Below are 12,277 nucleotides of genomic sequence, written 5' to 3'. Positions count from 1 at the left end.
GCGGCTACCGTGCGCCACGCGCCAGGGCGTTCCGACCGGCGCGCATCCATCCCCTGCCCCGATCGCCCATGACCGTACCTGCCTCCGTGGCCGCGCCGCGCCGTGCGCCGACCCTCGTTCTCGTGGCGCTCGCCGCGACGCTGGCGCTTGCCGCGCTCGGCTGGTGGGGCTGGCAGCGCTGGGGCGGGACGCCCGCGCGGGAAGGCGACGCCACGGCGGCGGCGGGCGGCGACCAGGACGGCGTGGCCATCCTGCTCGACCTTGCCGGCAAGGCGGTCGCCGAGAAACGCCTGGTCGCGCCGGCCGGCAGCAACGCCTACGAGTTCTACCTGAGCGTGCTGGAGCTCGACCCGCAGAACGCCGCCGCGCGCCAGGCGCTGCAGCAGTTGTTCCCGGCCGCCACCGCCGAGGTGGAGCGCTCGATCAACGCGCTGCAGCTGGACGAGGCGGCGCGCGAGCTGCGCCTGCTGCGCGACTACGACGCCACCGACTTCACCCTGGCCCTGCTCGGCGGCAAGCTGGACGCGCAGCGGCAGATCGTGATCCGCGAGGACGAGGCGCGCGCGGCGCGCATGCAGGCGCCGGCGGCCGCGGGGCAGTGAGCGCGCGGCCGGCGCCGGCTCAGCGCAGCAGCGGCCCGGCGGCCTTCAGCAGGCGCGCGACCAGTTCGGGCTGCATGAAGTCGTAGTCGTCGGGGATTCCCAGCACGACCACGCGCCTGCCTTTCAGGCGTTCGCGGTGGCGGGCGAGCAGGCGGCGCCTGTGCGCGGCCTCCATCACCACGATCAGGTCGGCCCAGGCCAGCTGCTCGGCGTCCAGCGGCGCGTCGGCGTCGCCGGCCAGGCCGGCCGAATCCACTTCCAGCCCCGGCCAGTCGCCGAACACCGCGGCGGCGGTGGGGCTGCGCCGCCGGTGGCGGCTGCACAGGAACAGCACGCGGCGCGGGGCGCTCATCCGGCGAGGTAGCGGTCCTTCAGGCGCACGTAGTGGTCGGCCGAGTAGCGCAGCTGCTCGACCTGCGCGTCGGTGAGCTCGCGCACGCGGCGGGCCGGGTTGCCCACCCACAGCTCGCGCGCGCCGACCGTCTTGCCCGGCGGGATCACCGCGCCGGCGCCGATCAGCGCGAACTCGCCGATGATGGCGCCGTCGAGCACGGTGGCGTGCATGCCGATCAGGCAGTAGTCGCCGACGCTGCAGGCGTGCACGACCGCGGCATGGCCGACGGTGACGCCCTCGCCGATCAGGCAGGGAAAGCCGGGGCCGTAGGGGCCGGCGTGGGCGACGTGCAGCACGGCGCCGTCCTGGATGTTGCTGCGCGCGCCGACGCGGATGAAGTTGACGTCGCCGCGCAGCACCGCGCCCGGCCAGACCGAGACGTCGTCGCCCAGCGCCACGTCGCCGATCACGCTGGCGGCGGGATCGACGTAGACACGTTGGCCGAGGCGGGGCGTGGCGCCCTGGTAGCTGCGCAGGGGATGGGTCATGCGCGCATTCTAGTGCGTCCGGTTGCGGGCCTGCGCCGGTCGGTGCCGGTACGCCATTCGAGCGGAGCGCCTTTCAACGGCCGAAGGCCGGACGCGCCGGACACGCAAGGCATGCGGAACACTCGCGTGGCAGGCGGCTCCGAAGGGACGGGTGCGGCAAGTGACCAGCGGCGCGGAATCCCTCACCGTCATTCCGGCGAAGGCCGGAACCAGTGAAATATGCTGTGCGAAGCACACGAAATAGATTGTGTGCTTCGCACAAAGTATCCGACTGGATTCCGGCCTTCGCCGGAATGACGCCGGGACGAGAGGGAAACCGGGCGGCCTACTGCGGCCCGTGCGCAGCGAGGTAGTTCTCCAGGTAGGCCTTCAGCGCGACGGCGTTGTTGTGCTCCTCGTCGCGCGCGCCGTACAGCAGGGTGACGCGGTGGTGCGCGGCCTTGGCCAGCAGCGGGCGCCAGTGCTCGGCCGCGCCGTCCAGCTCGCCGGCGTAGCGGTGGCGGAAGCCGTCCCAGCGCGCCGGGTCGTGGCCGAACCACCGGCGCAGCACGGTGGACGGCGCCAGCTCCTTCGCCCACAGGTCGATCGCCACGTGCTCCTTCTTCAGGCCGCGCGGCCACAGCCGGTCCACCAGCACGCGGTAGCCGTCCTCCGGCGCGGCGGGCTCGTAGACACGCTTGACGGCGAAGCCCATGGGCGGCTCCACGAGCGGAAGGGACGGTCCAGCATACGCCGCCGCCGCGGCGCGCGGCGTGACGGCGGCGTGGATGGGCCGTCGCCTGCGATCAGAGCTCCTCGACCCGGGTGACCTTGGCCCGGCGCATCAGCCAGGCCACGCCGCGCAGGTCGGCCAGGCCCACCCACAGGCGGTCGAGCATGCCGTACTTGGAGGTGCCGGCGGTGCGCGGGCGGTGGCCTACCGGCACGCTCCGGCTCTGGAAGCCGGCGCGCTTGACCAGCGCCGGCAGGTAGCGGTGCATGTGGTCGAAGTACGGCAGGCGCAGGAAGGTCTCGCGCTCGAACAGCTTCAGCCCGCAGCCGGTGTCGGGGGTGGCGTCCCGGAGCATGCGCGAGCGCACCGCGTTGGCGATCTTCGAGGAGATGCGCTTGTTGAAGCTGTCGCGCCGGGTGGTGCGCCAGCCGGCGAACAGCTTCACCTCCGGCGGCGCGGCCTCGCGCGCGGCGAGCAGCTTGGGGATGTCGGCCGGATCGTTCTGGCCGTCGCCGTCCAGGGTGGCGATCCACGGCGAGCGCGCGGCGTGCACGCCGTTCCACACCGCGGTGCTCTGCCCGCTGCGGCTGACGTGGTGCAGCACGCGCAGCTCCGGATAGCTGGCCTTCTGCGCGGCGAGCACGACGCGGCTGTCGTCGGTGGAGTCGTCGTCCACGTAGACGATCTCGAAGTCGAGCCGGCCGCGCAGCGCGGCGGCGATCTCGGCGAGCAGCGGCGGGATGTTGTCGCGCTCGTTGAACACCGGCACGACGACGGAGAGCTGGGGCATGGCGGAGCCTTTGCGGGAACGGGTGCCGCAATGCGACGGCAGGGGCGCAGTTTAATCCATGCGCGCGGACTACTCCCCTCGCCCCTCGGGAGAGGGACTGGGGATGAGGGTACGGGCGGGAGCGCCGCGCTCCGCCCGTACCCTCGTCCGGCCTGCGGACACCTTCTCCCGGAGGGAGAAGGGAAAAGCAAAGCCGCCGTGAGAGGTGGCGGCTACCGGGCGTCAGCGCAGCTTGCCGAGGATGCCTTCCAGCTCGTCGTTGCTGTGGTAGTGGATCACCAGCTTGCCCTTGCCGCCGCGGCCGTGCGCCACCTCCACGCGGGTGGCGAAGCGCTCGGCCAGCTCGCGCTCCAGCGCGTCGATGTTGGGGTCGCGCGCGGGCGCGTGCTTGGCCTTGCCCTTGGGCGCGGTCTGCGCGCGGCGGGCGGCTTCCTCCAGCTCGCGCACCGACCAGCCCAGCATCGAGGCCTGGCGCGCCAGCGGCACCGCGATGGCCTCCTCCAGCGTCCCCAGGCAGCGCGCGTGGCCCATCTCCAGCTTGCCCTCGTCGAGCAGCTTCTTGATCGGCTCGGGCAGCTCGGTCAGGCGCAGCAGGTTGGACACCGCCGCGCGCGAGCGGCCCACCGCCTCGGCGGCCTGCTGGTGGGTCAGCTCGAATTCGTCGATCAGCCGCTTGAGCGCGTCGGCCTCCTCCAGCGGAGTGAGGTCCTGGCGCTGGATGTTCTCGATCAGCGCCATCGCCGGCACGGCCACCTCCGGCACGTCCTTGACCAGCGCGGGGATCTCGGCCAGCTGCGCGCGCTGCGCGGCGCGCCAGCGGCGCTCGCCGGCGATCAGCTCGTAGCTGTTCTTGCCGATCGCGCGCACCACCACCGGCTGGATCAGGCCCTGCACCTTGATCGAGGCGGCCAGCTCGTCCAGCGTCTCGTCGTTCCAGTGCCGGCGCGGCTGGTACTTGCCGGGCTGGATCTGCTGGATCGGCAGCGCGCGCAGCTCGCCCTCCTGCTCCAGCACCGCCGGCGCGGCGGCCTCGCCGCCGCCGCCGAGCAGGGCGTCCAGTCCGCGTCCCAGTCCCCGTTTCTTGGCAGCCGCCATGCTTACTCCTGGTCAGTGGGCGAGGCGGCGTCGAGCGTCTCGGTGACGCCGTCCTCGTGCATCTCGTGCAGCGCGTTCACCGCCGCCTGCGCGCCGCGCTCGCGGCGGATGATCTCGCCGGCCAGGCCGATGTAGGCGATCGCGCCGCGCGAGCTGCGGTCGTACAGGTGGATCGGCTGGCCGTGGCTGGGCGCCTCGGCCAGGCGCACGTTGCGCGGGATGATCGAGCGCAGCACCTTGTCGCCGAAATGCTGGGTGAGCTGCGCGGACACCTCGTTGCCGAGGTTGTTGCGCACGTCGTACATGGTGCGCAGCAGGCCCTCGATCTCCAGCGCGGGGTTCAGCCGCTGGCGCACCGCCTTCACCGTGTCGAGCAGGCTGGACAGGCCCTCCAGCGCGAAGTACTCGCACTGCACCGGGATCAGCAGGCCGTCGGCCGCGGTCAGCGCGTTGAGCGTGAGCAGGTGCAGCGAGGGCGGGCAGTCGATCAGGATGGTGTCGTAGCGGCCGGCGACCTTGGCCAGCTGCTCCTTCAGCCGGCTCTCGCGGGCCAGCGCGTCCATCAGCTTGAGCTCGGCCGCGGTGAGGTCGCCGTTGCCGGGCAGGAGGTCGTAGTGCGCCTCGGTGGCGACGATGGCGCGCTCGATCGGCGCCTCGTCCAGCAGCACCTCGCAGCCGTTGGGCTTGGCCTCGTGCTTGTCCACGCCCGACGCCATGGTGGCGTTGCCCTGCGGGTCGAGGTCGACCAGCAGCACCTTGCGCTTGGCCGCGGCCAGCGCGGCGGCGAGGTTGACGGCGGTGGTGGTCTTGCCGACGCCGCCCTTCTGGTTGGCGACAGCGATGATGCGGGCCATGGGTGTCCGGTACGGTTGCGCGCGCGAAAGGGGGCCTAGATTAGCAGCCCGCCGCGCCGCGTGGCCGCTCAGGCCGTGTCTCGGCCCAGCACCACCAGGTGGCGGCGCGCCGCCAGCCCCGGCACGGCGAGCGCGTGCACGGCGCGCACCGCGAAGCCGGCCGGCACGCCGGGCAGCTCCTCGTCCGGCGCCTGGCCCTTCATCGCCAGCCACACGCCCCGCGGCGCCAGCAGGCGGCCGCCCCAGGCCAGCATGTCGGCCAGGCTGGCGAAGGCGCGCGCGGTGATGCAGTCGAACTGGCCCGGCACGTCCTCCACCCGCGACTGCACCGCCTGCACGCCTTCCAGCTTCAGCGCGCGGATCGCCTCGCGCAGGAAGCGCACCTTCTTGCCGTTGGAGTCGACCAGCAGCACCTGCCGCCCCGGCGCGGCGATCGCCAGCGGGATGCCGGGCAGGCCGGGGCCGGTGCCGAGGTCGGCCAGGGTGTCGCCCTGCACGTAGGGCAGGATCGCCAGCGAGTCGAGCAGGTGGCGGGTGACCTGCTCGGCCGGGTCGCGCACCGCGGTGAGGTTGTAGGCGGCGTTCCAGCGCTCCAGCAGCGCGCGGTAGTCGAGCAGGCGCTGCACCGCGCCGGCCGGCAGCGCCAGGCCGAGCGCGGCGACGCCTCGTTCCAGCTGGTCCTGCAGGGCGGTGGTGGGCATGGCGGGCATCCGTGGATCGAAGGGCGGTCCGCCAGTATCCGGGCCGCCGCCGGCGCCCGCCAGCGGGCGGGCAAAGAAAGACCCGCCGCGGCGGGTCTCGAGCAGTTCCTTGTGCGGGATCGCTTCTGGCGGCGGTCTGCCGACGGTCCGCCCTCAGGCGAACTCCAGCTCCACGCGGGTGACCATCATGCCGCGCTCGCGCAGGGCGCCGTTGAGGCGCTGCTTGAGCCGGCTGCCGAGGTCGCGGCGGTCGCTGTGCGCCACGTCCGGCTCGGCCTTGAGCGCGTCCAGCGCGCCGCGGCGGATCAGCTGCTCCACCTCGTCCAGCACCGCGTCGGCGCGCTCGGGCTCGAGCACCTGCCAGTACACGGTGCCGCAGACGTCGCGCTCGCTGGGCAGCGGCTCGCGGAAGCGCAGCACCTGGCCGGACAGGTCGATGCGGTGGCCGATCCGGTCCAGGCCCGGCGCCACCAGGTGCACGCCCGGCTGCAGCAGGCGGGTGCGGCCGTGGCGCTGCACGCTGTACACCTGGCCGGCCGGCACGCGCTTGACCGCCAGGGCCATCAGGGCGGCGAGCATGAGCAGTAGCAGCGTCATCGGGATCATGAGAAACAGTGACTTACGATGTTTTCTTGTAAGAATTCAGCGGTTGCAGGCTACAACGGCTTGAGTCGTGCTGGATTAATGCAGATTTAACGGCATCCGGCAAGTCCCCGCCATTCCCCATCGGGCCTGGCCGATCGGCCGGTCCCGCACCCACCGCATCGGCCGGCCGGGCGGCGGCTTGAGGCCGCCGCGGGCTTGCTTCACTGCAGCTTTACTTTTCTTCATGAAAACGTTTACGTTCCGCCCCATCGACGGGGAGGCCGGCGGAAACGTGGGCATGGTGACCATCAAAGACGTGGCGCGCGAAGCCGGGGTCTCGGTGGCGTCCGTGTCGCGCGCGCTCAACGGCCACGGCGGCGTCACCGCCGACACGGTCGAGCGCGTGCGCGAGGTCGCCGAGCGCCTGCGCTACGTGCCGCACATGGCCGCGCGCAGCCTGATCACCCGGCGCACCCACACCATCGGCGCGCTGCTGCCCGACCTCTACGGCGAGTTCTTCTCCGAGCTGATCCGCGGCGTCGACCTCGCCGCGCGGGCGCGCGGCCTGCACCTGCTGGTGTCCAGCTCGCACGACGGCGTGGCGGACGCCGCCGCGGCGATGCGCGCCATGCAGGGCCGCGTCGACGGCATGCTGATCCTGTCGCCGTGGGTGGACGCCGCCTTCCTGCACGCCAACCTGCCGCCGTCACTGCCGGTGCTGCTGCTCAACAGCGCGGTGCATGACGCCGGCTACAGCGTGCTCAACATCGACAACTTCGGCGGCGCGCACGCCATGACCCGGCACCTGGTCGGGGCGGGCCACGCGGACGTGGCCTTCATCGCCGGCCCCGCGGCCAACTACGATGCGCAGCAGCGCGAGCTCGGCTACCGCGCCGCGATGGCCGAGTTCGCGCCGCGGACGGCGCTGAACATCGTCCCCGGCGAATTCACCGAGGAGTCCGGCTACCAGGCCGGCCGCGCCCTGCTCGCGCAGCCGCGCCGGCCGCGCGCGGTGTTCGCCGCCAACGACATGATGGCGGTGGGCTGCCTGTACGCCTTCAAGGAAGCGGGACTGCGCGTGCCCGAGGACATCGCGCTGGCCGGCTTCGACGACATCCCGATCGCGCGCTACCTCACGCCGCCGCTGAGCACGGTGCGCGTGCGCATCGCCGAGCTGGGCCGCGACGCGCTGGAGCGCCTCGCCACTTTGCTGGAAACGCCGGACGGACCCGCCGCCATGGAGACGCTCGACTGCGAGCTCGTGGTGCGCGAAACCTGCGGCGCCAGTTCCGCCGCCGCTTCATCCGGCGGCCGCTAGATACCAAACCAAGCACAACAAGCAGATTACTGACCATTTCGGGAGGCGGGCCATGAGGTCATCGATAAGGTTCAAGAAGAAGTTGCTGGCGAGTTTGATCGGCGGATCGGTGGCGGCCATCGCGGCGGCCCCCACGGTTAGCTGGGCGCAGACGGCCAATGCCACCCTGCGCGGCAAGGGACCGGCCAATACCGAGATCACCGCCAGGAACGTGTCCACGGGCAGCACCCGCCGCACCAAGACCGGCGCGGACGGCAGCTACTCCCTGCCCGGGCTGCCGCCCGGCACCTACCAGGTGGATGCCGGCCCGGGCACCGAGCGCACCGTCACCCTGACCGTGGCCTCGACCGCCACGCTGGATTTCCAGGCGGCCGCGGCAACGGCGGCGCCGGCGAACGCTACCACGCTGGGCAGCGTGTCCGTGTCGGCCACCACCTTGCGCGAGGTGAAGACGCCGGAAGTGGGCGGCACCATTTCGCTGCGCCAGATCCAGACCATCCCGCAGATCTCGCGCAACTTCCTGGAGTTCGCCGACACCGTGCCGGGCATGGTGTTCAACGTCGACTCCAACGGCAACACCTCGCTGCGCGGCGGCGCGATGAACAACAGCTCGGTCAACGTCTACATCGACGGCGTGGGCCAGAAGAGCTACGTGAAGGAGGGCGGCGTCAGCGGCCAGATCGGCAGCCAGGGCAACCCGTTCCCGCAGCTGGCGATCGGCGAGTACAAGGTCATCACCTCCAACTACAAGGCCGAGTACGACCAGGTTTCCAGCGCGGCGGTGACCTCGAGCACCAAGTCGGGCACCAACGAGTTCCACGGCGAGGCCTATTACCGTTACACCAACGACGCCTTCCGCGAGCGCACCCCGGCCGAGGACGCCGCGGACACCAAGACCGAGTCGGAGGAGAAGGAGTACGGCTTCGCCCTCGGCGGCCCCATCATCAAGGACCAGGCGCACTTCTTCGTCGCCTATGAAGGCAAGCGCTTCGACACGCCGGTGACGGTGGTACCCAGCCCGGACGGCGCGCCCGGCGTGCCCTACCTGCCGGCGGACGTCGCGGCCCAGCTCGGTCCCGCGAACCTGCCGTTCAAGGAGGACCTGACCTTCGGCAAGATCGACTGGGAGCCCACCGACCGCGACCGCATCGAGGCCAGCGCGCAGATCCGCGAGGAGAAGCAGCGCGGCGGCATCGGCGGGCAGACCGCCGCGTCGGCCGCCTACGACACGAAGAACAACGACAAGCGCTACTCGCTGCGCTGGCAGCACAGCGGCGAGGCCTATTACAACGAGCTGCTGGTCACCTACGAGGATGCCTTCAACGCCCCGACGGCGCTGAACTACGGTAACGGCTACGTCTACACCTGGAGCCGGCCCAACGACGATCCGACCATCGTCTCGACCGGCGCGGCCAATCCGCTGGCGACGCAGAACAAGGGCCAGAAGGGCCCGGCCTTCCAGGACGACCTGACCTTCAACGACCTGGAATGGCATGGCGACCACGTCATCAAGGTGGGCATCAAGAAGAAGAACATCACGCTGAAGGCGGCGGACGCGGCCGACGTCAACCCGCAGTTCACCTACAACGTGACCCCCGACGGCGTCTCGGACACGCCGTACAAGGCCTTCTTCACCAAGCCGGTGACCGGCCTGGGCCTGACCCCGACCGTGACCACCAAGAGCCACCAGTTCGGCGCGTACATCCAGGACGACTGGGACGTCAACGACAAGCTGACGCTGAACCTCGGCGTGCGCTGGGACTACGAGCGCACGCCCTCGTACACCGACTTCGTCACGCCGGCCAACGTGGTCGCCGCGCTGAACAGCCCCAACCCCGATCCGTCGGCGCCGCCCGGGCAGACCTACGCCCAGGCCCTGGCGCTCGGCGGCGTCGACATCAACGACTACATCAGCGACGGCCACAACCGCCACGCCTACAAGGGCGAATGGCAACCGCGCCTGGGCTTCTCCTACGACCTGTTCGGCGACGAGGCGCACGTGATCCACGGCGGCGCCGGCCGCTCGTACGACCGCGACCTGTACGACTACCTGCAGCTGGAGACCACCAAGTCGGCGCTGCCGCAGTACACGGTCTATTTCCAGGACCCGGCCACCGGCCTCTGCTACAAGGGCAACACGCCCTGCTACGCATGGGACCCCAACTACCTCAACGGCCTGGCCAACCTGCAGGCCCTGCTGGGGCCGAGCAGCAACGCCGGCACCGAGGTGGACCTGCTCAACAACCACCTGAAGGCGCCGTACTCCGACCAGTTCAGCCTGGGCATGTCCAACCAGATCGGCGAGTGGCAGACCGACGCCACGGTGACGCGCATCCTCAGCTACGACGGCTTCGCCTTCACGCTGGGCAACCGCTATCCCGACGGCTCGTTCTGGAAGAACAACAGCCAGCCGTGGGGCAACGGTGTGCCGGGCTTCGGCAGCCTGATCATCGGCAACAACGGCATCTCCACCCGCACCACCCAGGTGCTGCTGTCGGCGGAAAAGCCGTACACCAGGGAATCGGGCTGGGGTGCGACCTTCGCCTACACCTTCACCCATGCCAAGCAGAACCGCGACATCAACGAGCACTACTCGTTCGACGAGGCGACCATCGGCGACTACCCGTTCATCACCTCCAACGCGGCGGCCAAGCACCGCTTCGTGGCGACGGGCAACATGGACGGCCCGTGGGGCATCACGCTGTCGGCCAAGCTGACCCTGGCCACGCCGCTGCCGTTCAACGGCATCGCCTGCTATGACGGGGCCGTGTTCCCGGCGGGCAACAACTGCATCCCGGCCGCGGCCACGCCGTCCGGCTCGAAGTTCCTGATCGGCGGCGACATCTGGGGTTATCGAGACCTCGACTTCCAGGCCACCAAGAACTTCGACCTCGGCCATGGAGTCACCTTCTTCGGCCGCTTCGACGTGCTCAACGTGTTCAACTGGGACAACTTCGTCGACTACATCCCGGTGTATGCCGACCAGCACGCGAGCGTGAGCTACAACCGGACCGGCAACATCACCTTCGTGCCGCGCACGTTCAAGTTCGAAGTGGGCCTCAGGTTCTGAGGCCGTTACGGCGGGACGCGCTGCGGCGCGTCCCGCCGCGCGGGCCTTGCGGTGCTAGTGCGCGGCGGGCCGGGATTGCCGCCAACGAAACCGCATGAACGCACCTCCCATCAAGCACATCGTGATCGTCGGCGGCGGCACCGCCGGCTGGATGGCCGCGGCCGCCCTCGCCAAGGTGCTGGGCCGCGACTATGCGATCCGCCTGGTCGAGTCGGAGGAAATCGGCACCGTGGGCGTGGGCGAGGCCACCATGACCCACCTCAAGCTGTTCAACAACCTGCTCGGCATCGACGAGATCGATTTCATCCGCAAGACCCAGAGCACCTTCAAACTCGGCATCCAGTTCCGCGGCTGGGCGCGGCCGGGCGACGCCTACATCCACGGCTTCGGCGCCATCGGGCATGACCTGGGGCTGCTGCCCTTCCACCAGTACTGGCTGAAGGCGCGCCAGCAGGGTTGGGCGCAGGACATCGGCGCGTATTCGCTGAACACCGCCGCCGCGGTGCAGAACAAGTTCATGGCGCCGGCCACCGACGTGCCGCCCAATTCGCCGCTGGCCTCGATCGCCTACGCCTATCATTTCGACGCCGCGCTGTACGCGCGTTACCTGCGCGACTACGCCGAGCGCCACGGCGTGCGCCGCACCGAGGGGAAGATAGCGCAGGTGCTGCTGCGGCCAGACGACGGCTTCGTGGAGGCGGTGGCGCTGGAAAGCGGCGAGCGGATCGAGGGCGAGCTGTTCATCGACTGCTCGGGCTTCCGCGGTCTGCTGATCGAGCAGGCGCTGCACACCGGCTACGTCGAGTTCACCCAGTGGCTGCCCTGCGACCGCGCCGTGGCGGTGGCGAGCGAGAACGCGGGACCGCCCATGCCCTATACCCGCGCCACGGCGCGGCCCGCCGGCTGGCAGTGGCGCATCCCGTTGCAGCACCGCACCGGCAACGGTTACGTGTATTCGAGCGCGCACGTCAGCGACGACGAGGCGGTCGCCACGCTGCTGAAGAACCTCGACGGCCGCGCGCTGGGCGAGCCGCGCCCATTGCGGTTCGTCACGGGCATGCGCAAGCGGTGCTGGAACAGGAACGTGGTCGCGCTGGGCCTGGCCAGCGGGTTCATGGAGCCGCTGGAGTCGACCAGCATCCACCTGGTGCAGACCGGCATCGCGAGGCTGCTGCAATTGTTCCCGCGCAAGGACTTCGCTCCGGTGCTGAGCGAGCGTTTCAACGCGCAGACGGCGTTCGAGGTCGAGCGGGTGCGCGATTTCCTCATCCTGCATTACCACGCCACCGAGCGCGCCGACACGGCGTTCTGGACCCAGTGCAGGACCATGTCGATTCCCGACAGCCTGGCCGACAACATCCGCCTGTTCCGCGACAGCGGGCGCTTCTTCCGCAATGCGGAAGAAATCTTCGCGCAATTGAGCTGGGTGCAGGTGATGCTCGGCCAGCGCATCGTGCCGCAGGGCTATCATCCGATGGTCGACCAGGTGCCGGACGCGGACCTACGGCGGTTCGTCACCGGCGTCGGACAGGTGATCGCCAACTGCGTCGAGGCGATGCCGACCCAGGCTGCCTTCATCGAACGCTATTGCGCGGCGCCGCCGATCCCCGTGCCGGCCTGATCCGCTACCGACGTCCGCCGCGTTTCCGATTCCCCACGCTGCAGAGA

12 protein-coding genes are annotated in these 12,277 nt (G+C 70.5%); 4 read left to right on the top strand and 8 right to left on the bottom strand.

Going from position 1 to position 12,277, the window contains the following annotated elements; genetic code table 11:
- The first annotated feature begins 68 nt into the window (after positions 1-68).
- Positions 69-602 carry a hypothetical protein gene (locus C7456_RS03385; RefSeq protein ID WP_109722347.1) on the top strand — a complete coding sequence of 178 codons (534 nt, stop codon included), beginning with the start codon at positions 69-71 and terminating at the stop codon, positions 600-602.
- A 19-nt stretch (positions 603-621) separates the two neighbouring features.
- Here C7456_RS03385 and C7456_RS03380 read toward each other — a convergent pair whose 3' ends face one another.
- The 8 genes from C7456_RS03380 to C7456_RS03345 all read right to left on the bottom strand — a co-directional run bounded on the left by C7456_RS03380 (position 622) and on the right by C7456_RS03345 (position 6,233).
- A complete protein-coding gene (locus tag C7456_RS03380) occupies positions 622-954 on the bottom strand; it encodes a phosphotyrosine protein phosphatase (protein ID WP_109722346.1) in 333 nt (110 codons plus the stop codon).
- Entirely contained in the window at positions 951-1,484 is a 534-nt protein-coding gene (locus C7456_RS03375) for a gamma carbonic anhydrase family protein (RefSeq protein ID WP_109722345.1), read from the bottom strand. The genes C7456_RS03380 and C7456_RS03375 overlap by 4 nt, the downstream gene beginning before the upstream one ends.
- A 325-nt stretch (positions 1,485-1,809) precedes the next feature.
- Complete coding sequence (locus C7456_RS03370; protein ID WP_109722344.1) at positions 1,810-2,178, bottom strand: DUF488 domain-containing protein; 369 nt, start codon at positions 2,176-2,178, stop codon at positions 1,810-1,812.
- 91 nt (positions 2,179-2,269) lie between these two features.
- Positions 2,270-2,986: a glycosyltransferase family 2 protein gene (locus C7456_RS03365; RefSeq protein ID WP_109722343.1), complete on the bottom strand. Its 717-nt coding sequence runs from the start codon at positions 2,984-2,986 to the stop codon at positions 2,270-2,272.
- A 222-nt stretch (positions 2,987-3,208) separates the two neighbouring features.
- Positions 3,209-4,081, bottom strand: coding sequence for a ParB/RepB/Spo0J family partition protein (locus C7456_RS03360; RefSeq protein WP_211306216.1), 873 nt, complete (start codon positions 4,079-4,081; stop codon positions 3,209-3,211).
- A gap of 2 nt (positions 4,082-4,083) precedes the next feature.
- A complete protein-coding gene (locus C7456_RS03355) occupies positions 4,084-4,935 on the bottom strand; it encodes a ParA family protein (protein ID WP_109722342.1) in 852 nt (283 codons plus the stop codon).
- 68 nt (positions 4,936-5,003) lie between these two features.
- A complete protein-coding gene (gene rsmG, locus C7456_RS03350; protein ID WP_109722465.1) occupies positions 5,004-5,636 on the bottom strand; it encodes a 16S rRNA (guanine(527)-N(7))-methyltransferase RsmG in 633 nt (210 codons plus the stop codon).
- 153 nt (positions 5,637-5,789) lie between these two features.
- Positions 5,790-6,233, bottom strand: a complete 444-nt coding sequence (locus C7456_RS03345; protein WP_342767291.1) for an SPFH domain-containing protein — start codon at positions 6,231-6,233, stop codon at positions 5,790-5,792.
- Between the two features lie 286 nt (positions 6,234-6,519).
- On the opposite strand from C7456_RS03345, the gene C7456_RS03340 reads away from it, so the two are divergent.
- The 3 genes from C7456_RS03340 (at position 6,520) to C7456_RS03330 (ending at position 12,230) form a co-directional block, all read left to right on the top strand.
- Positions 6,520-7,539: a LacI family DNA-binding transcriptional regulator gene (locus C7456_RS03340; RefSeq protein WP_245889755.1), complete on the top strand. Its 1,020-nt coding sequence runs from the start codon at positions 6,520-6,522 to the stop codon at positions 7,537-7,539.
- Between the two features lie 52 nt (positions 7,540-7,591).
- Complete coding sequence (locus C7456_RS03335; protein WP_109722339.1) at positions 7,592-10,609, top strand: TonB-dependent receptor; 3,018 nt, start codon at positions 7,592-7,594, stop codon at positions 10,607-10,609.
- Positions 10,610-10,703: 94 nt separating this feature from the next.
- Positions 10,704-12,230, top strand: a complete 1,527-nt coding sequence (locus tag C7456_RS03330; RefSeq protein ID WP_109722338.1) for a tryptophan halogenase family protein — start codon at positions 10,704-10,706, stop codon at positions 12,228-12,230.
- Positions 12,231-12,277 lie beyond the last annotated feature (47 nt).

It is taken from the genome of Fulvimonas soli, from assembly GCF_003148905.1.
GTDB classification, from domain to species: domain Bacteria; phylum Pseudomonadota; class Gammaproteobacteria; order Xanthomonadales; family Rhodanobacteraceae; genus Fulvimonas; species Fulvimonas soli.
The sequence above is the reverse complement of the archived record's forward strand: the minus strand, read 5'-3'. Positions and strand labels throughout refer to the sequence as shown.